11 protein-coding genes and 2 pseudogenes are annotated in these 20,523 nt (G+C 58.8%); 7 read left to right on the top strand and 6 right to left on the bottom strand.

What is annotated here, in order from left to right; genetic code table 11:
* Positions 1-66: 66 nt before the first annotated feature.
* From V0R60_RS00290 to V0R60_RS00280, 3 genes are all read right to left on the bottom strand, one after another.
* Positions 67-1,032, bottom strand: a complete 966-nt coding sequence (locus V0R60_RS00290) for an SCO family protein (RefSeq protein ID WP_330078753.1) — start codon at positions 1,030-1,032, stop codon at positions 67-69.
* Positions 1,033-1,078: 46 nt separating this feature from the next.
* Positions 1,079-3,862: a multicopper oxidase domain-containing protein gene (locus tag V0R60_RS00285; RefSeq protein WP_330078713.1), complete on the bottom strand. Its 2,784-nt coding sequence runs from the start codon at positions 3,860-3,862 to the stop codon at positions 1,079-1,081.
* 177 nt (positions 3,863-4,039) lie between these two features.
* Positions 4,040-5,509, bottom strand: a complete 1,470-nt coding sequence (locus V0R60_RS00280; protein WP_330078714.1) for a sensor histidine kinase — start codon at positions 5,507-5,509, stop codon at positions 4,040-4,042.
* Between the two features lie 237 nt (positions 5,510-5,746).
* Between V0R60_RS00280 and V0R60_RS00275 the strand changes: the two genes are divergently transcribed.
* From V0R60_RS00275 to V0R60_RS00245, 7 genes are all read left to right on the top strand, one after another.
* On the top strand, positions 5,747-7,093 hold the full coding sequence (locus V0R60_RS00275; RefSeq protein WP_136476569.1) for a hypothetical protein: 1,347 nt from the start codon (positions 5,747-5,749) through the stop codon (positions 7,091-7,093).
* Between the two features lie 35 nt (positions 7,094-7,128).
* Entirely contained in the window at positions 7,129-9,360 is a 2,232-nt protein-coding gene (locus tag V0R60_RS00270; RefSeq protein ID WP_330078715.1) for an Ig-like domain-containing protein, read from the top strand.
* 18 nt (positions 9,361-9,378) lie between these two features.
* On the top strand, positions 9,379-9,852 hold the full coding sequence (locus V0R60_RS00265) for a curlin (protein ID WP_136476573.1): 474 nt from the start codon (positions 9,379-9,381) through the stop codon (positions 9,850-9,852).
* A gap of 17 nt (positions 9,853-9,869) precedes the next feature.
* Positions 9,870-11,315, top strand: a complete 1,446-nt coding sequence (locus V0R60_RS00260; protein ID WP_136476575.1) for a curlin — start codon at positions 9,870-9,872, stop codon at positions 11,313-11,315.
* Between the two features lie 308 nt (positions 11,316-11,623).
* Positions 11,624-13,870 carry a TonB-dependent siderophore receptor gene (locus V0R60_RS00255; RefSeq protein ID WP_330078716.1) on the top strand — a complete coding sequence of 749 codons (2,247 nt, stop codon included), beginning with the start codon at positions 11,624-11,626 and terminating at the stop codon, positions 13,868-13,870.
* Between the two features lie 233 nt (positions 13,871-14,103).
* Entirely contained in the window at positions 14,104-14,721 is a 618-nt protein-coding gene (locus tag V0R60_RS00250; RefSeq protein ID WP_330078717.1) for a response regulator transcription factor, read from the top strand.
* Positions 14,718-18,002: a transporter substrate-binding domain-containing protein gene (locus tag V0R60_RS00245; RefSeq protein WP_330078718.1), complete on the top strand. Its 3,285-nt coding sequence runs from the start codon at positions 14,718-14,720 to the stop codon at positions 18,000-18,002. Before V0R60_RS00250 ends, V0R60_RS00245 begins: the two co-directional genes overlap by 4 nt.
* A 10-nt stretch (positions 18,003-18,012) precedes the next feature.
* Here the strand turns inward: V0R60_RS00245 and V0R60_RS26890 are convergent.
* From V0R60_RS26890 to gntR, 3 genes and pseudogenes are all read right to left on the bottom strand, one after another.
* A pseudogene (locus V0R60_RS26890) lies at positions 18,013-18,444 on the bottom strand (methyl-accepting chemotaxis protein); the annotation flags it as partial.
* 105 nt (positions 18,445-18,549) lie between these two features.
* A pseudogene (locus V0R60_RS26885) lies at positions 18,550-19,227 on the bottom strand (PAS domain-containing protein); the annotation flags it as partial.
* Positions 19,228-19,431: 204 nt separating this feature from the next.
* Positions 19,432-20,451 (bottom strand): HTH-type transcriptional regulator GntR, encoded by a 1,020-nt coding sequence (gene gntR, locus V0R60_RS00235; RefSeq protein ID WP_330078720.1) that lies wholly within the window; start codon positions 20,449-20,451, stop codon positions 19,432-19,434.
* Between the last annotated feature and the right edge of the window lie 72 nt (positions 20,452-20,523).

The following is a 20,523-nucleotide window of genomic DNA, read 5'->3' as shown; positions in this document are numbered from 1 at the left end:
CCCAGTCAGGCTCTGGTGTTTCAAATCAATTCTAATGATCCGCTGCTCACTGATAGTATTTTGCCTCTATTGGGCGATAGCCGCCTCGTCGTCTAGCGCTTGGGCTTGTTCAAACACGCCCTGGCGCCGAGCTTCCTGCTCGAGAAACTCCAGAACACTGTCAGTGTTGTCCGAGGACAGGCGCAAGTTCGGCATGGCCACCCGATTGAACTGTTCGAACAGGGTCAGCGCCAGGGCATCACGCTCTGCCAGCATGCGATCTGGTTCGCGTATCCAGCGACTGAGCCAGGCGCGATCACGTCGCTGGGTTACGCCCAGAAGATCCGGACCAACATTGCGCATACCAACGCCCTGCCCATCTTCAGGGCCAACACTGTGGCAAGCGGCGCAACGGGTCCGGAACAACTCTTCGCCGCTGCTGGGCGGGCGTATGTCCGGTGCCTGGACGTAACTCTGCTCGCTACTGGGCGCCTTCCAGTTCTGCAGGCTGTTGGCCAACTGGTCGGCAAGAATCCAGGGGTTTTCGAATGGCGAGGCCTTCATCCAGCGACCGGTGGCCTGGTTGCCAACAATCAGACTCAGGTTGTGGTCGCGACTGCGACCGTTGTCCACCCCTTCGATAAACAACCCCAGACGCCGGCGCAAAGCATCGATCTGCTCCTTGTCACCGGTCAGAAAGCGCCACCCGGGGCCGACTTTGAATCGCTCTGCGTAAGCCTTGAGCACCTGCGGGGTGTCACTGAGCGGATCGATACTGATGGAGTAGAAAAACACATCGCTACCCACGCGTTCGCCCAGCAGTTGCTGAACCTGGCGCAAGCGCGCAGTTTCCAATGGACACGAGTCGCCACAACCGGTGAAGATGAAGTTGACCACCACCACCTTGCCCTTGATCAAATCATCGAAAAAGCGCACCTGCCGACCATCCTGGTCGGTCAGGAGCGTGTTGGGAAAGTAATCCGCCCCCCAAGGGGTGGCATCCTCAGCCAGCCCCTGGAGGGCCCAGCACAGCAGTGCTGCGCCGAACCAGATTGAAAGTCGCCGCACGATTCACACCTCGTTCGCCATTGGCCAAGGGCTACTTGTTGATCTTCACCTGCGGCCCCTTGCCATCCCCGCTGCGCCAGGTGGGCAGCGCGGCAGAGTTGATGTACTGCACGCCGTCCCAACTGGGCAATGGCGTTGGCATCAACTGCAGTTGGCCTGGGTGATCAATGTCCCAACGCAGCAACATCGAGTTGTCCTCATGTTGGGTGTTGTGACAGTGCTCCATGTAGGTACCGGCGAACTCGCGAAAGTTGATCGCCATCTCGACGTTATCCAGGCCGTCACTCTCGTTGCCGATGCGGTAGACGTCCTTGCGCGCCCATTTTTCCCATTCCGGTGGCGCTTTGCCGCCGCGACTGAGGATGATGCCTTCCTCGAAGTGCACATGCACCGGATGGCTCCAACCATTGCCACCGTTCTGGATCTTCCACACTTCCAGGGTTCCTGCGCCGCTGAATCCCGCATCGGTGGGGCCGGTTGCCAATTGTGGCGAGGCATTGAGCCGACGCGGGTCCATGTTGTAGCCCAGGCCGCCGTCCGTCTTGATGGTCCACGGCACCTGGTCGGTACCGTCGGAGCGACCGAAGATGAACGTCCGGTGCCGAGCCTGGGCCAGGCGCGCCTGATCGGCCGGATTGTCACGGTGCAGCTTGAGCGGAATCATCACCTTGCCTTCGGCCTTGCCCGGTTTGGCTGGTTCATAGTCTGCCGGGTCCATGGCCAGGTCCTGGCCGCTGTAGGCCTTGACGTTAAATTGCAGGACTTTGCCCACCGCCGGGTCACCCTTGTCCCATTGCGGGCCTTTGCTGGTCTGCTTGATGACTGCCAGGTACTTCTGCGAAAGCACATCGGCAAGATCGATATCTTCCTTGGGCCCTTTGCCGGTGTCGTGGGCCTTGAGGTTGATCAGGTACAACTTGTCACCCGGTTTGATACCGTTCCTGGCAAAGTTGACGATAATGTCGAAACGCTCGGCAATGCCCTGGGTGGGCAAAATCGCGTTGTGATTGTTGCGGTTACCGTCACCGTCCAGGTCCATGCTGCCGTCGAAGGGCACCGAGTGCTCCATGATGTTGCCGTCGTTGGCAATCATGTGGAACGGCACCCGCGCATAAGACAGACCCGAGCCTTTGGGGCCGGCAAACTCGCCGCCGCTGCCCTTGATTTCGCGCACCATTGCCAGTTTGAAGTAGCGCGAAACCGAACCATTGAGGATGCGCAGGCGATAGCTGCGAGCACGCACATCGAGGAAGGGTTTGTACTGCCAGTTGACCAGCACCTGGTCGCCCAGGAAGCCATCGGTGTTGAACGGGTTGAACCACAATTGGCCATCCTGGCCCCAGGCCTTGTCGGCGATCAGCAGGTTGACGTCATAGTCGCGATTGCCCCAGGACAACGCCGAACCACTGGGCAGACGCAAGTTCACACCGTCAGCAAAGGCTTCATTGCCGCGATCCAGTGCGCTGTAGTAGTTCATCATCGCCGCGTTGCCCTTGTAGACATTCTGCGCGGTGAAATCGAGCATATGGTCGTGGAACCAATGAGTACTCATGGTTTCGCGCCAGTCGCCACGAATGCGGATACTGCCGTTGTCGCAAGTTTTCAGCCCAGGCTCGGCGTCATTGACCCAAAGCTTTTCCCCCGGTGTGCAAGGGAATGCCGCGCGTGGGTCTTCGGCACGGGTATTGATACTGTCGTATCCGGCCAATTGCAGCGGCCAGCGATAATCATAGAACTGCCCGGGAAAGAAGAAGGCGTTGGCATAGCCGTCGCTTTCTGCGGGAGAGTGACCGTTGTGCTCATGGGTACTGATGGTGTGCAGGCCAAAACCATGGTTGGCCGCAGGATCAATCGGCAGTGCGTTGTAGTGACGCATCAGCAGCGGCTGACCGTAACGCACCATCAGCAGCTTCGCAGGCAGCGTGCCGTCAAAGGTCCACATCGACTTGTGATCCTGCAACGGCATGTTGGGGTGAAAACGCGTATCGACGCCCTTGGTGGTACCGAGGGTATTGGCCTGCCCGGCAGTGTTGTAATACAACCCGCCCGGGGCAAACTCGCCAACACTGTAGTGATGCATCTGAGTGGCATCGCGCACGCCACCATTGATTCGCGCACCGGCCTGGGCTGTCTTGTAGGCGGCTTGCGGGTAGAACTCGTTCCAGCGCTGGTGCGACCAGCCTTTTCCAGGTGGCCGCCCTTCGGCAGGTGCGCCAATATGACGGTTAAGGAACATCTCGATCTGCGTTTGCCACGGGTTGCGGTCTACCACGTTGGCGAACTGACTGGGAAATGGTGTCAGTCCAGGTTGCTTGAGAAAGGCATCAAGCAATGCACCATTGGGAGCGCTACGGGCAACGCTGACAGGGTCCTGCTGCGGCGCAGGGCCGGTGGTCGGCGCAGGAAACACCAACAAATCGGCGGGGGCGGTAGGGTCCAGGCGGGTCGGTCCAAATTCTTCGAACAACAACAACTGTTGGCTAAAAGGCGCTGCGCCAAACATCGGGCTTGGCGCGCCATTGGTGGGGTAATTGAATGATGTCTGCTGGGCAGGTGGCCGCGGATTTTCCTGCCGAGGCGTGTCTCGATCGCCCTCTACACCATCCGGCAGGTCGAACGCCCCGACATTCGCCTCGGGAAGCGTCAGCAGGTTATTCAAGGCAGCTGCCGGATTGGCAGGTACATCGCTAAACGCCGACGGATCTCCCGACTCCGGCGGGTCAACGTCGTCAATTGGACTGGCAGAGGCTTCAGCGACGAGTAGTAGCGCCAAAGCTGCGCTCAGGCAGAAGGGGTATTGAACGCGTTTGAACATGATCTTTCACCCAGTGTTGGCTACCGGTAATGTCGATTTGCAATTACCCAGCCAAAACTGTTTCAAGATATGTACATACTCTTTATCAATGAGTTACATCATCTACTCACAAGATATTGACTATGCGCGGGGAAATCCCCCCCATTATTGGGCCTGCCAACCCCGAAAAAAATTCGCTCAAACCCCCGCTGATTTACGCACCACGCGAAAGCTCATTTGCACGCAGGTGCCCTTGCCTTCGCGACTGCTCAAGCGCACCGTACCGCCAAAGCGCTCCATGATCCGCTTGACCAGTACCAGTCCCACTCCCAGCCCTCCCTGCTTGGTGGTGTAGAACGGCCTGAAGGCCATGCGCAGTTGATCGCTACTCATGCCCTTGCCACTGTCACACAGACGTAATGTCACACTCTTGCGGTTGTGATGAACCAGTTCGACGCGCAATATTCCGCCCTCGCTCATCGCCTCCAGCGCGTTGGCAATCAGGCTATTGAAAATCTGCCCGAGCAACACTGATTGGCTCAGTACGCGAACATTGGCGAGGGGATCGAGGCGTACCTCAACACCGTTGCGTTTCAGTTGCAGGCTGAATGCCTGCAAGCTGTCCTGCAGCACCCGCTCCAGCTCAACCGCTTCGACCTCATCATTGAGGGGGCGCAACGACTGCAGCAACTGGCGAACCCATTGAGACATGCGATCGACCTGGCTGATGATGTCGCCAATGTATTTTTGCGCCGGGCCTTCCTCGATCTCCTGCGCCAGTTCGGCGCTGGAACGGATGCTGGCAAGGGGATTACGCAAACTGTGCGCCACTGCTGAAGACATCTCTCCCAGCGCGACAAAGGTTTCGTTGTTGATCAGACGCTTTTGCTGGCGCGCCAAATGACGGTTTGCATGGAACATCAGCCAGTACAAGCCGCCATACACCAGCGTCGCGCCCACCGCCACAGCCAGCCAGATCATCAGCAGGCCGTATTGAATACGATCGATAAGGTCGCGAGGCTCTTTGTAGATTTCGACCATTGCCGTGACGTTTTCATTGTCGGCATCGAACAGCGGAATGTAGTTCTCGATGAACAAATTTTCCGGCGGGGTAATGAACTTCTGCTCGCTGCGGGCCTGATCGACGTCGTGGTAGCTGGCCGAAACACGGACTTTGTTGTCGAAGGCATGATCAAGGTCGTCATCCGACTCGATCAGCCGTCCGACCAATGCCGGGTTGCTTGACCAGATCACTGTGCGATCAGGCGCATAGATGTTGGCCAGAAGCATGTCCGGCAAATGCGCGATGTGGTCGAGAAACTCGCCGCGGGCATCGCGACGCGCCACCGGATTGACCTCGGGGAAGTTCTGGTCCTGTCGCGGATCAAGCAACTCACCCATGGTGCGTACATTGGGGATCGACACATGACGCACTTCTGCCGAGGCAATGGACTGGATGAACTGCGCGGTCAGCAGTGCATCGCGCTCGACACTTTCGTTGATAACGAAACGACTGGAGATCAGTCCCAGTCCTACCGCCACCGAAAGGATAATTGCCAGGCTCACAAAGGCGTACCAGCGTAGCAAATTGAAAGGCCGGGGGCTCGTTGCCTGAGTGGGGACGGTTTCTTGCTGCGGCAGTGAATCCAGACGTGATTGCAGGTCCATCACGAACTCCTGGCAAAGGGCTTCTTAGGTTATAGCCCAGTTAACTTCGATTGCCCCGCCTGCGCCCCCAATTACCCCCAACCCTGGGGCATCGGCCCCGCTCAAGCGCCCTGGCGCCAAGCCGAAAATCCCCCTCCAGGCCAGACTCCGCAAGGGTTTCTGAAAACTGGTATGGAAGTTGCCGAACCCTGTGCAGACGACCCAAACCCATGGGCCCGATTGCAAGAGGGAAGACTCATGCACCGTCCAACGCCCCACCCACTGGCACTGCTGATTCTGGCTGGCCTGATCCAGGCGCCGGCCCACGCCGCGCTGTTCGAAGTTGACCCTGGCCCTTACCTGCCGGCCACCGGTGGATTCGCTGCGTGGTATCACGACACCCACGGTCGGGTACTCGACCTGTGCCTGACCACGGCGGTCAGTTCGCGGGTAGCCGGGGCTCCAGGGGCTCCCTCGTACATGTGCATCTTGAACCCGGCACCCGGCGTGTACGATGACACCAAGCCGATCAGCTTTCCAACCAACTACCCCGATGAAACATTCTGGTTTACCGCCGACGCAGCCATCGTCGACGCAAACCGCGGGATCGACTTGAGCTTCGGCACTGCTGTCGAGGCGGCTTTTGCCGCCGATGAAGTGGTCGATGGTGACCAGGTCAGCTTTGCCCGGGTGCGGATCCGCGTCGATGTTCCAACAGCCGGTACCTACATCATCACCCACCCATACGGTGTCGAGGTGTTCGATGTGCCAGCAGCCGGGCGGCGCGCGATCAATATGACCCGCGACATTGGTATTGGCGGCCAGAAGTCCTATACCGGCGCACTCAAAGGTGATGTCGGCCCGTTTCTGCGCGGGGTCGGTGGTCCCTACACCGAGACCAACCCCATCTCGGGTGCCAGTGAGCGCTTCATCGGCGACCCAAATCTCAATGAAGCGGTCACCGGAAGCCCATTCAATACCAACTTCGTACGTATCGAAGGCCCAAATGGTCTGGACCTGCGGACCACCTTGTTCGCGGTCTCGGGCAAGCTCTCCAACGTTGTCCGGCCAACCCCTGTCATTGCACAGCGCAGCACTTATTCGCGTCATAGCGACAACGGAGACCTGCGCGCCCAACAAGATATCTTCGTGCAAGCCCCACCACCGCCCGGCACCGCGGCCCTGACCAGCCAAACGCCTAATTTGAACCTTACCGAAGCCAACACCACGGGTGCCTGGTACGCACAATCGCCACTCAACCCAAGTCTGCCAGTGGATCTGCTGGTGACTGCCAACAATCAGTTGGCGATCCCCAGCAGCACACCGACCACCCTGAAGATGCCGCTCACCGACCTGGTTGTCATCCAGCGCGCCGAATTCAGCCTGGCCTCTGGCGACCTGACCCTGGTCGCATCTACCAGTGATGAAACCGAAACGACGGTGCTCAACGCCTTCACCGGCAATGGAGCAGTCATCGGCACCATGAGCGGCACTGGCGCGGTCAAGACTCTCATCACCGGGCTCTCGCCGATCCCGCCGGCCGTGGTCACCGTGACCAGTGGCAACGGTGGTAGCGACAGCGAAGAAGTGGTGCTCGTGCCATGAACATCTTTACGCCACGTCCCGTAGCAGGAGGCAGCATGAATAACTGGCCACGCCTGGCGCTTTGCGCAGCCGGGCTTTCCCTCTCGCTGGCTGGCACCGCCTGGGCCGGCCTCAAAGCAGTCGATCCAGGCCCCTACACGCTGGCCACCGGGCGTTACCCGATGTGGTACCAGGACAACAATGACCTGTCGATGGAGCTGTGCCAATCGAGGGCCACAAGCTCACGCGTCGGCGTTTCGGTACCGCCCGCCTACATGTGTACCCTACTGCCTGAGCCTGGCATCTACGATGATGCCCTGCCTCTGGTGTTTCCGGACAACTGGCCACCAGAGATGTTCTGGTACCTGGCTGAAACATCGATTCCAGCGGTAGGCAACAGCGGCTATGAACTGGATGTCTATGTCGCCGGCATCGAAGCAGCATTTGCCAGCGAGAACCCGATCGATGGCGACCAACAGAGCTTCGCGCGTATCCGTCTGCGGGTCTCGGTGCCTCAGGCCGGTACCTATGTCATCACTCACCCCTACGGCGTCGAAACGGTCAACGTCACCACACCGGGACGCAGGGCGATCAACATCACCCGTGATGTTGGCATCGGTGCACCCGGGGTGTTCAGTGGCGTGCTCAAAGGCGCAATTGGCCCATTCCTGCGCGGTGTCGGTGGTCCCTACACTGAAATCAACCCGGACACCTCCGCCAGCGAGACCTTTATAGGCGACCCAAACATCACTGAACAGGTCACCGGTAGCCCGTTCAACACCAACTACGTAGAGATCAAGGGCCCCGCTGGGACCATCCGTACCGACCTTTTTACCGTTTCCGGCAAAGTCCTCGATGCGCGCAGCCAGGTGGCTGCAGAGCTGGAGCGTGCCACTTACCGACGTACTGCTGACGGTACCCGGGTAGAAGTTTTCGCCAAGGCACCGAACACCGCCACCTTGTGCTTTCGCGAAAGCCTTGCTCTGGTGCCAGGCACTCCGCCGTCACCTTGCCAGTTCGACTTGCTGACAGACAAAAGCGGATTGTTCTTCGCCCACCATTACAGCAACAGTGCCCCGCCACCGGTGATCGTGGTCACAGCCACCGATCCAACCGGCGTGAAACGACCCACTGCGCTGTCGCGCAAACTTACCGACGTGGTCAAGGTGACCTCTGCACGGTACGACTGGGCCAACAAACGCCTGCGGATCGAGGCCAGTTCCAGTGACGAAATCAGGGTTCCTGACCTGGTTGCCCAAGGGTACGGGCGGATGTCCGGGTCGGGCGTTGTGAAAACCCTTACGGTCAATGACCTGAGCCAACCTCCAGCGACTGTCACGATCAAATCCGCTGCCGGCGGCAGTGATACCGAACCGGTAGTGATTGTTGGCAACGCGCCGGTCGAAGCGGAAAACCAGGCCCCCGTGGCGCAGGCAGACCAGGGCAGCACCAGCTTTGGCGTTGCATTGACCTTGAACCTGCTCGCCAACGACAGCGACCCGGACGGCAACGTACCGCTAACCATCACCGACCTCACCCAGCCTATCACCGGGCAAGGCACCGTCACGCTTAACGGCAGTACCTCAGTGCAGTACACCCCGCCACCGGTGGTCGAAGCGCCAATGACCGTCACCTTCACCTACCGTGCCCAAGACAGCAAAGGACTGAAATCGGAGATCACCACGGTAACCATCAACGTTGCGCCGAACCGCGCACCCGTCGTCGTCAATGACACCGCCGCTACATTGGGTGTCGCCCTGCCGATCAACGTCTTGCTCAACGACAGCGATCCGGATGGCAACGTCCCTCTTGCGGTTGAGTCAGTGACTCAACCCGGCCCCGGCCAAGGTACGGTCAGCAACGGCGGAACCCAGGTCACCTATACCCCACCGGCAAACGTGACTGCGGCGTTCACCGCCACCTTTACCTACATCGCCAGAGATAGCTTCGGCGCCCTGTCGGCACCGGCAACTGTCACCGTGCAGGTATCGCCAAGACCGGCGGCAGAAACCTTCGCCATCACCGCCGCGACCGTCACCGCGCGTTCCAACAACCGCTACAACTGGGATCTCTCCGGTACCTCGTCGGTGACGACTGGCAACACCATTACAGTGCAGGTCACCACCCCTACCGGGTTGGCCACCCTGGGCACCACCACGGTACCGCTGACCGGTCGCTGGCGGTTGACGGTGAGCAACAGCACCACGGTGATCCCGACAGCCACACCGTCGGCGACCATCCGCACTAGCCAGGGCACCGTCCGTACCGTGCCAGTTACCGTGCAGTAGAACGCAGGAGACATGACCATGGCGCGCCTGACCACCTTGCTGTTTTGCCTGACCCTGATCGGTCAGGCCGCCCTGGCCGATGACTTGATGGATAACGCCGACCTCGGCCCAGGAGGCGACCTGGGTGAACCGCTGTCGTTGCAACCGCTGCCGGCCACTACCGGTCAGCAGGCGCAGGTGGAGCAGAACGGTCAATCCAACCGGGCCGCCATCGGTCAGGACGGACAAACCCTGTTGGGCCGCATCGTGCAGTCCGGTGGATCGCAAGAAGCGTACATCCTGCAGCAAGGCAACGACCTGATGGCCAACATCAACCAGCAAGGCTATGGCAACAGCGCCTCGATCGCGCAAAGCGGCAGCAACAACCGCGCGAACATCGAGCAGTACGGCAACAGCAACAACGCCAGCATCGTTCAGACCGGCAGCGGACTGCAAAGCTCCGTGGTCCAGACCGGCAACGGTCAGCACGTACAAGTCAACCAATATCGTTGAAACCTGGAGGCACCACCATGTTCAAGCTCGCTCCCTTAAGCGCCGCCATTGTTCTGTGCCTTGCAGGCCAGGCGATGGCTGACGAAAGCCAGTCGACTCAAAACCAGAGCGGTACTGAGAACATCGCCGAGGTAAAACAACTGGCCGCCGCGCTCAGTGTTACCACTCAAGACCAGCAGGGCCTGGGCAACAACCACGCAGCCAAACAGGAAGGAGGTAATAGTTCGATCCAGCAGAGCACCGCCGGCGAGTATAACGCCGGGTATGCCGAGCAACTGTACGAATACGGCAGCAAGATCAATCAGCAATCGGCCGGGACCTTGAACAACACCCACGCAAGCCAGTCCCTGGGCACCGAAAACGAAGCCCGACAAACCCAGGAAGGCTCTGGCAACTTCTCGTTCGTCTACCAGGACAGCCAGACCGGTAGCCAGGGTTCTACTGTTCAGTACGGTAGCGACAACCGTGCCTATATCGAGCAACTGACCGCTGGCGCGGCCAACAACGCCGAAAGTACCCAGGCCGGTATCAACAACTACAGCGCTGCCGAACACATCAACCACAACGATGGCCAGATTGCTGTCTACCAGGCTGGTGACAACAACTGGGCATACGGCGATCAGCGCGAAGGCCAGGGAGGAACCATCACCATCAACCAGAACGGCGGTGGCAACTCCACTGAAATCTGGCAGGACACGCAAACGGGCAGCCATGCCAATCTCACCCAATATGGGATGACCAACGAAGGTGTAATCGACCAGAGCTTCGGCGACAGCAACACCGCCAACGTTGTGCAGATGGGCAGCGTCAACGCCATCTATGCCGATCAATACGAATCGACAGAGTCGCTGGCTACATTGACCCAGTCAGGCACCGGCAACGTGAGTTTCAGCTACCAGACCGGTGACAGTCATGTGCTGGAGGTCAGCTCCAACGGTGACGGCAACAAGGTGTTGGCGAGCAACTGGAAGGGCGATAAGTTCGGCGGCCAGTTCGGCACCAGCCAAACCGCAATCGTCACCCAAAATGGCAGCGGCAACAGTGCCAACCTGACCCAGAAGGACGTCGCGCAACTGGCGCGCTTGAACCAGAGCGGTGTGAACAACACCGCCGAAGTCACCCAGGTCGACAGCAACAACGAGCTGTACTTTGAACAGAACGGCAGCGACAACTTGCTGATCGCAGATCAGCGCGGCACTGACAACTACGCCACAGGCTCAAGCGCAGGGGTAAAAAACAGCATCAATGTCGAGCAGTCCGGCAGCGGCAATCAAAGCTCCACCTGGCAACTGTATGGTGACAACAACAGCGCCATCATCAAACAAACCGAAGGCGTCAACGTGGCCTACGTGACTCAAGGTGGCTCCTTCAACCAGGCCAATGTCGACCAGAGTGGCGCCAGCATGTCCGCGACCGTTCAACAGTTCGGCAACGGCAACCAGGCGACTGTGTTGCAGCAATGAGCATTGCGCAGCGGCGAATGAGCACCGCTGCTGCGCCGTTTACCCTCCTCTCCCCGATTTGGCCGTGACTACCGATGGGGTGGTCACGGCCGTTTTTTTGCTGGCAACAGCCTTGCTCCGAGTCGCCAAGATCAGTTGCCGTTTTGCGCCAGACCCCATAGCAGAGCCTTGAGGCTCAACCTCGTTAATATTTTATTTTTCTCCCAAAGGGTTTACTTGCGAATGGTAATTCTTATCATTCTCGACGCCACACACGGGGCCTGCCTGATTTACGCCCCGCTTACCCTTTGTTCCAGGAGAGATTTGACATGGCGTCGCGCTTCAACCTCAGCCCCTTGAGTATTGCCTTGCTGGCAACACTGGGCTCCTCCACCCTCGCCGCAGCCCCCCTGCAACTGCAACCCGATGAAGTGCAGATCCAGCCAACCGACTTGCCCGTCGATGGCACCCGCCAGGCCATCGAACTGGAAAACACGCGGGTGTTGGGAACCGCCGAAGAAGAGCTCAAGCAAGCACCAGGTGTTTCGATCATTACCGCCGAAGACATCAAGAAGCGCCCCCCCGTCAACGATCTCTCCGACATCATCCGCCGCGAGCCTGGGGTAAATCTCACCGGCAATAGCAGCAGCGGCGCCCGCGGCAACAACCGCCAGATCGACTTGCGTGGCATGGGCCCGGAGAACACCCTGATTCTCATCGACGGTAAACCCTCCACTTCGCGCAATGCCGTGCGTTACGGCTGGAGTGGCGACCGAGATACCCGTGGTGAAACCAACTGGGTGCCGGCCGAGGAAGTCGAGCGTATCGAAATTCTGCGGGGTCCGGCCGCCGCGCGTTACGGTTCAGGCGCCATGGGTGGTGTTGTGAACATTATTACCAAGCGTCCGACCGAAGACCTGCGCGGCTCCATGACCCTGTACACAATGCTTCCGGAAGACAATGCCGAGGGTACAGGCAAGCGCGTCAACTTCAGCCTGAGCGGGCCACTGACCGACAGCCTGATCTTTCGTGTCTACGGTAACCTGAACAAGACCGACGCCGACGACATGAAAATCAACGCGGGACACCAGGCCTACGAGGAGTCCTTGATGGCCGGACGCGAAGGTGTTCGCAACAAGGACATCAACGGCCTGCTGAGCTGGAAGATCGACCCGTCCAACAGCGTAGACCTGGAGTCAAGCTACAGCCGCCAGGGCAACATATTCGCCGGCGACACCATGCTCAACGCCGGCGGCGAATTCGTCGAAAGCCAGGCGGGCAAGGAGACCAACGTAATGCAGCGTTCCAGCTTCGCCGTGACCCATCGCGGTGACTATGATTGGGGCACCTCCACTGCTGCATTGTCGTATGACCTGACCCGCAACGCCCGCCTTAACGAAGGCCTGGCAGGCTGGGGCGAAGGCGCCCCCTCGGAAAGTGCCGGCAGCTTTGAGTCACGCCTGCGCAATACCCGCGCCACTGGCGAAATCAACCTGCCGCTGAACATGGGCTTACAGCAAGTACTGACCCTGGGTGGCGAGTACCTCTACGAGTCGCTGAACGACCCAGGTTCACTGCGCCCGCAAAGCTATGATCCAGGCGCCGAGCTGCCAGGCTTCGATCGTAGCCAGACCAAATCGACCGCCCGCAGCTTTGCCCTGTATGCCGAGGACAACATCGAAGTCGGCGAGAACACCATCGTTACACCAGGGCTACGCTATGACCATCACGAAGACTTTGGCAGCAACTGGAGCCCGAGCCTGAACGCTTCGCACCAGATCACCGAAGCCCTGAGCGTCAAGGGCGGGATCGCCCGCGCCTACAAAACCCCCAACCTGTACCAGGCCAACCCCAACTACCTGCTCTACAGTCGCGGCGGTGGTTGCAATTCCAGCGAGGCCAACAACGGCGGTTGCTATTTGCTCGGCAATGCCAACCTCGACCCGGAAACCAGCGTCAACAAGGAATTGGGCCTGGCCTATGACAAAGGCACCTGGCGCACCAGTGCCACTTACTTTCGCAACGACTACAAGAACAAGATCGAGGCAGGCAACCAGACCTTGTTCCGTCTACCCAACGGCCGGCGCATCCTGCGTTGGGAAAACACCGGAAAAGCAGTGGTACAAGGGGTGGAAGGCAATCTGTTCATCGCGCTTGCACCGAGCCTGGACTGGAACACCAACTTCACCTACATGATCGAGTCGGAAAACAAGAAGACCGGCGAACCACTGAGCATCATTCCCGAATACACGGTCAACTCCACCCTGGACTGGAACGCCACCGATAAGCTCTCCTTCCAGCTTAACGCCACCTACTATGGCAAGCAGGAAGCGCCGAGCTACAACGCCAGGGCCAATGAAACCCTCGATCCCAAGGTGCAAAAGGATGTCGATCCTTATGGCCTGGTCGGAATCAGCAGCGGCTACGAATTCAACAAGAACTTTAGCGTACGCGTCGGGGTCAACAACTTGTTCGACAAACGATTGTATCGCGAGGGTAATTCTGACGAAGCCGGTGCATTGACCTACAACGAAGCAGGCCGCGCCTATTACGCGTCCTTCACCACTTCGTTCTAGATTCCTACAAGGGGCCGTCCAATTGTGTGGCGGCCCGCTATGGTTAAGCTCGAAAAAGCTCACACTTTTGTAGGAAATTTCGTCAAACATCGCCGATTAGTTCAACACAGCGGTCCTCGCCGTACAATTCACCCTTAATTCGACGTATTGTTGGCGCCCTTCCGGCCCAGGCCAGAGACGCCTCTCCTGAATGACTCGGGAATTAGCTTACATACTCGACAAGGAGCTGAACTTTGACCTCGGTGTTAATAGTTGACGACCACTCCACCATCCGCTTTGCCGTACGTATGTTGCTTGAGCGGGAAAGTTTCACGGTTGTCGGTGAAGCCGACGACGGTCATTGCGCAATACAGAGCGCCCGTGACCTGAGCCCGGATGTAGTCATACTGGATATCGCCCTACCCGGCATGGACGGCTTGAGAGTCTTGCAGCGCCTGCAGTTACTCGAACCGGCACCACGGATCATGGTACTGACCGGGCAATCCGCCGAAATGTTCGCCCGCCGCTGCCTGGACGCCGGTGCGTCGGCCTTCGTACGCAAGGATGAAGATCTCGAATCCTTGATGGCTGCGCTCAAAGCTATGATCAAGGGCTATTCGATTTTTCCTGAACTGTCATCGCAACAAGGTCCGCTACTGAATGAACAGCAACGCATGGCCAAGCTGTCCAATCAGGAACTGACGGTGCTGAGGCTCTTGACCGAAGGGCATTCAAACAACCTTATCGCCGATAGCCTTCACCTGAGCGCAAAGACCGTCAGCACCTACAAGACCCGCATCATGGAGAAGCTGGAAGTGGGCTCATTTGTAGAACTGGTCGATCTGGCGCGCCGTCATCTGCCCGGCCAATGAGCCTGTTCAAGGCCTTTCTGATTGGCGGGCTGCTCAGCCTGCAATCGCTGTGTGCCCTTGCGGCGGAGGTAGGCGAGCCTCGACAACTTCTGGCCCGTTCGATCAGCAGCAGCGAGGCACTGTCCCTGTCCAGCGAAGACAGGCAATGGCTCAAGCACAAGCAACACTTGCTGCTGGGCACCACTTTTCCAGACTACCCCCCCTTCGATATCAATGCCTCCAACAACGACTATGAAGGTCTGACCGCCGATTATGCTGGGCTCCTGAGCGAGCTTCTGGGCATTCGCATCAAAGTACGCCGCTTTGCCAGCCGGACCGAGGCAATCGCAGCCTTGCGTGCCGGCAGAATTGATCTGCTGGGCAGCTCCAATGCCTTCGAGGCCGACGATAGGCAACTGGTGCTAAGCCGTTCCTACACCGAAGACCAGCCTGTGATCTCGATTGGATCAGGCAAGTCGCTGGGCCTGAACGACAAACTTGAAGGGCTGCGCCTGGCCATGGTCGATCACTATCTGCCCAGTGCCGTAGTGAATGCCCTATACCCGAAGACCGAACTGCAACTGTACAGCTCCAACCTGGCGGGTCTGTCTGCCGTCTCACTCGGTCAGGCAGACGCTTTTCTGGGGGATGCGGTGAGCAGTGATTACCTGATAACCCGCATCTATATGGGAAGCGTGCAGATTGATCACTTCATCAAGAATTTGCGTGGCACCTTCGCTTTTGCCCTGTCACGTGACAATCCCGTATTGTTGCGCCTGGTCAATCAAGCGCTGGATCGTATTGGTGATAACGATCGCTTGAACATCCTTCGACGCTGGACCAGCGGCAGCAGCCGGGTGTTGCTCAACCGCAGTAGTTTGAGCCTCAGCGCCGCGGAGCGTACCTGGATAGAAGAGCATCCTCGGCTTAGGGTAGTGATCAACAAATACTTTGCGCCGATGAGCTTTTACGACGACCACCAGCAGTTTCGCGGTATCACGGCCGATGTGCTGGATCAGATCAGTCTACGTACGGGCCTTAAATTCGACATCCATGTTTCCGACTCACTGGCGGATGTCGCCAGCCAGCTTGAGCAAGGCAGCGCTGACATCGCCGGTTTGCTGCCGCCAACGCCCGCCCGTGAATACACCTTGTTGTTCACCCGCCCCTACCTGATTACCCCGCTGGTGCTGGTTACCCGCGCCGACAATCACACTGTGCGCAGCGTCGAGCAACTCAAGGGCAAGCGCCTGGCGTTGATCCGCGACTTTTCCCCCGAGCCCGAGTCGCGTCTGAACCTCAAGCAGACTGCGCTGCTGGAGGTCGACGATCCGCTCTCATTAATGGAGCTGGTCACACAGGGCAAAGCCGACGCCGCCATCAGTTCACAGATAAATGCCGCCTACTTCATCAGCCGCATGTTCAAGGACCGACTGCAGATCGCCTCTATCTATAGCGACCAGCCCGGGGTCGCTTCTTTTGCGGTATCGCGCAACACACCACTGCTGCACTCGATCCTGGAAAAGGCATTGCTCAGCATCCCCCCGGACGAAATGACCGAACTGACCGGACGCTGGCGAACCAACGCGTTGATCAGCGACAACATCTGGTACAACTACCGCGGCCTGATCCTGCAGATCCTGTTCGGTGCCAGCCTGCTGATTGCGGCGGTTGTGGTGTGGAATCGCTACCTGCACAAATTGATTCGACAACGCCGAGAAGCCGAACAGGCGCTACAGACCGAACTGGGTTTCAGCAAACGCTTGCTCGACGAGCTGCGCCTGGCCAAGGAGCAGGCCGAAGATGCCAGTCATGCAAAGAGTACCTTCCTGGCAACCATGAGCCATGAGATCCGCACGCCAATGAACGCAGTCATTGGCTTGTTGGAACTTGCCGTCAAGGATGCCGAACAGGGCCGTGCCGACCGCACCTCGCTGCAAGTGGCATTTGAATCTGCCAATGGCATGCTGGAGTTGATCGGCGACATCCTCGACATCGTCCGAATCGAGTCCGGGCACATGACGCTGGAGCCTAAACCGACGGACCTTAACGCCCTGATCAGATCCACGGTACGCGTCTTCGAGGGCAACGCCAGGCTCAAAGGGCTGGTTATCGACACCGACTTGCAGCCCACCGGCAGCCTGGTTGCGGTCGATGCCCTGCGCCTCAAGCAAATTCTGTCGAACCTTGTCAGCAACGCAATCAAGTTCACTGACCGGGGGATTATTACCGTCAGCCTGCGCAGCGATGCGCCTCAGCCTGGGCGCCTGCACATTCAGCTTGCAGTCAATGACACCGGCATCGGAATCAGCACCCAGGATCAGCAACGGCTGTTTCAGCACTTTTCCCAGGTCGGTACGCAAACCGCCCGCCAAGGTACCGGCCTAGGGCTGATGATCAGCCGTACCTTGTGCCAGCTGATGGGCGGGGATCTAACCCTCACCAGTGCTCCGGGCGAGGGAACGCGCGTGGAGATTGGACTCGACCTGCCTCTGGCAGCCTCTGCAGAGCCCATTGATACCGCGGCAGCACAAACGCCCCTGGGCATGCCAATGCAATCTATCCTGGTGGTGGACGATTACCCCGCCAACCTGATGTTGCTCGAGCGTCAGCTAAGCCTGCTCGGTCATCGCGTGAGCCAGGCCAGTCACGGTCATCAGGCTTTGGCCCTGTGGCAGAACGGCCACTTCGACACGGTTATCACCGACTGCCATATGCCCGGAATGGACGGTCATCAATTGGCGCGACGCATCCGCGAGCAGGAACGCCAGCAGCGCCGCCCCGCCTGCCTGATACTCGGCCTGACCGCCAACGCCCAGGCTGAGGAGCGCGAGCGTTGTTTGGCCAATGGCATGAACGACTGCATGTTCAAGCCAATCGGCCTGGCTGAACTGCGCCAGCATCTACAGGTAAAAGTCATTCAAGGCGCATCGCCGCGCACCGCCAAAGACCCTGTGCATGGCAGCGGATTCGACATCGACAACCTGCAATACCTGACGTTGGGTGACCCAGGATTGATTCGTCGCTTGAAGCGTGAGTTGGCGCGCAGCAATCACGAAGACCTCGAGGCGTTGCGCCAGCTTGGCCCGCTCCCGTCTCGCCATGCCCTGCGCGCCCTGGCGCACCGGATCAAGGGTGGTGCCAAGATGCTCAAGGCGCGCGGCGTGGTGGCTAACTGCGAAGCATTGGAACAGGCCTGCCTCGGCGCGGCCACGGATGTTCAACTCAAAGAGCTGCTCGACACGCTGGAGCAGAGCCTGCTGACCCTGGAAAAGCAGTTGGCACAATCTGCTCCGGTGTAAAACGCCCTACTCAGTGCAACTGTAAGGTCGAGTTGATTTGACTGATGGCATCGACCACATGCCGTGAACCCTGCTGAATCTCCAGAATCACCTCCCCAGCCTCGTTGGCCAGTTCCACGCCTATCCCTGTGCGGCTCAAGCTCGACTGCATACTCGCTACCGCCGTCAACGACAGGTCATGGTTCTGACGCACCACCTCGACAATTTCCAGTGTTGCCTTGCTGGTACGCGCGGCGAGGTTACGTACCTCATCGGCGACCACGGCGAACCCGCGACCGTGCTCACCGGCCCGCGCGGCCTCGATGGCAGCGTTGAGTGCCAGCAGGTTGGTCTGATCGGCAATGCCGCGAATGGTTTGCACAATCTGTCCGATCAGTTCGGACTGCTTGCTTACCGCATCGATGCTGCGCGCGGCTGCATTGAGGTTCTGGGAAATCTCTTCGATGACTTGCACCGTCTGCTGAACGACCTGGGAGCCTTTGCGCGCGCAGGCATCGTTTTGTACCGAAGTGGCATGCGCGGCCTCGGCGGCGGTCTGCTGGGTGCTGACCTGAGAGGTAATGTCACTGGCAAACTTGACCACCTTGTACAGGCGTCCACGGATGTCGAAGATCGGGTTGTAGGAGGCTTCCAGATAAACCATCTGCCCCTCCTTGTTGATGCGCTCAAAACGGTGCGAGTGGTATTCGCCACGGTTGAGCGAGGCCCAGAACGCCTTGTAGGAGGCCGATTCACTCTCACTTTTGTGACAGAACAGGCTGTGTTGCTGACCGACTACCTCGTTGTGCCGGTAATGCATGGTATCGAGGAAGTTCTGGTTGGCCTTGATTACCTTGGCATCAGGGGTAAATTCGATCATCGCCATGGAGCGGCTGATGGCCTTGATCAGGCTCTCACTCTCGTGCTCTTCTTGAACGCGACGGGTGATGTCAGATGCCAGTTTGATGATGCTGGTAACTTGCTGCTGCGGCCCGAGTACCGGCATGTAGCTGGCCTCGAGCCAAAGCTCGCGACCTTGATGGTCGATGCGCGCAAAGGTTCCACTCTGCGCCTCGCCACGTGCCAGCCCGTGCCACAGTTGGCGGTACTCTTGGCTGTTGACGTAGTCCTGCTCACAGAAAATCCGATGATGTTTGCCACGAATCTGCTCAAGGCTGTAGCCCATGGTTTTGCAGAAATTATCGTTGGCATCGAGAATAACGCCATCGGGACTGAACTCTATCATCGCCATGGATCGGCTGATGGCTGCCAACTTCGCAGTGATGGTGCCAAGCAAACGGTTGCACTGCTCTATTTCGGCCAGATCGGATTTGCGATGAAAATCAAACATCGTACCGCCCTCGTTTGCTTAGGTTTGCTGAGCATAGATGGGGCTTGGCACCGTGCAAGCACTCTGACATCACCGTCTATCGGCGGACCATTTGCCGTCTTAGCTACTCTCCCGCACGACCAGTTCGAATCCCAGATCCTGGTTATGTACCGTGCCGCGTTTGCCATCGAGCAAACCGAGTAAAGCCTGCGCTGCACAACGGCCAATGGCAGCGCGTGGTGTGCGTATCGAGGTCAGGCGCGGAACCATGTGCGCCGAGGCCGGAAGGTCATTGAATCCAACCATGGCCACCTGCTGCGGGACTTTCACCCCCAGGCGCAGGGCCTCCAGGATTGCCCCTTGGGCCAGGTCATCGTTGCAAAAGAAAATGCCATCGACATCAGCATGCTGCGCCAGCAACTGGCGGAACAACTCACCGCCCAGGCCAATCGAAGACGGCTGCGACGAGAGCAGCTGTAGCTCACTGGCATAGCGACCGGCGTCAACCAGCGCCTGACGAAACCCTTCGGCCCGTTGCATTACCCGCGGATCCAACTGTGCAGCGATGAAACCCAGGCGCTGGCAGCCCCGTTCGAGCAGATGTTGCGCCGCGGCCCCGCCGGCCTGGTGCTGGGAAAAACCCACCGACATGCCTTGCTCCTGGACCCCAAGTTCCATCATGTGCACACAGGGAACGCCGCTGGCGGCAAGCATCTGCTTGGCCGCATCGCTGCGGTCAAAACCTGTCAGCAGCATGCCGCGTGGCTGGTAGGCCAAATAGTTGCGAATCAGGTTTTCTTCTTCGGCGATATCGTAGTGATAGTTACCGATCAGCACTTCAAGGCCGCGCGGGCGCATCACTTCATGGACCGCTTCGAGCGTCTCGATGAACAGCTGGTTGGACAGCGACGGGATCAACACCACGATTGACTCGCTCTGGGCCGATGCCAGTGCCCGGGCAGCCGGATTGGCGACGTAGCCCAAGGTAGTCGCCGCCTGCTTGACCTTTTCGACCAGCTCAGGGGCAACCGTGCTGATTCCACGCAAGGCACGCGAAGCGGTGATCGGGGAAACCCCGGAGAGCCTGGCCACTTCCGCCAGGGTAGGACGACCGGTAGTACGAGAGCCGATGCGGGTCATGGATTTTTATTTTCGACTTGCAAATTGTTGGGAACGGGCACTAAGGTAGCGCTGTCTCAGAGCACAGGCAAT

Source organism: Pseudomonas auratipiscis (assembly GCF_036324085.1).
GTDB classification, from domain to species: Bacteria; Pseudomonadota; Gammaproteobacteria; order Pseudomonadales; family Pseudomonadaceae; genus Aquipseudomonas; species Aquipseudomonas auratipiscis.
Note: the sequence above shows the minus strand (reverse complement) of the source record. Positions and strands in the feature narration are given on the sequence as shown.

Excerpts from the sequence above, each read along its gene's own strand:
- V0R60_RS00285 (WP_330078713.1), bottom strand. The coding sequence starts at position 3,862 with ATGTTCAAACGCGTTCAATACCCCTTCTGCCTGAGCGCAGCTTTGGCG.
- V0R60_RS00280 (WP_330078714.1), bottom strand. The coding sequence starts at position 5,509 with ATGGACCTGCAATCACGTCTGGATTCACTGCCGCAGCAAGAAACCGTC.
- V0R60_RS00275 (WP_136476569.1), top strand. The coding sequence starts at position 5,747 with ATGCACCGTCCAACGCCCCACCCACTGGCACTGCTGATTCTGGCTGGC.
- V0R60_RS00270 (WP_330078715.1), top strand. The coding sequence starts at position 7,129 with ATGAATAACTGGCCACGCCTGGCGCTTTGCGCAGCCGGGCTTTCCCTC.
- V0R60_RS00265 (WP_136476573.1), top strand. The coding sequence starts at position 9,379 with ATGGCGCGCCTGACCACCTTGCTGTTTTGCCTGACCCTGATCGGTCAG.
- V0R60_RS00260 (WP_136476575.1), top strand. The coding sequence starts at position 9,870 with ATGTTCAAGCTCGCTCCCTTAAGCGCCGCCATTGTTCTGTGCCTTGCA.
- V0R60_RS00255 (WP_330078716.1), top strand. The coding sequence starts at position 11,624 with ATGGCGTCGCGCTTCAACCTCAGCCCCTTGAGTATTGCCTTGCTGGCA.
- V0R60_RS00245 (WP_330078718.1), top strand. The coding sequence starts at position 14,718 with ATGAGCCTGTTCAAGGCCTTTCTGATTGGCGGGCTGCTCAGCCTGCAA.
- gntR (WP_330078720.1), bottom strand. The coding sequence starts at position 20,451 with ATGACCCGCATCGGCTCTCGTACTACCGGTCGTCCTACCCTGGCGGAA.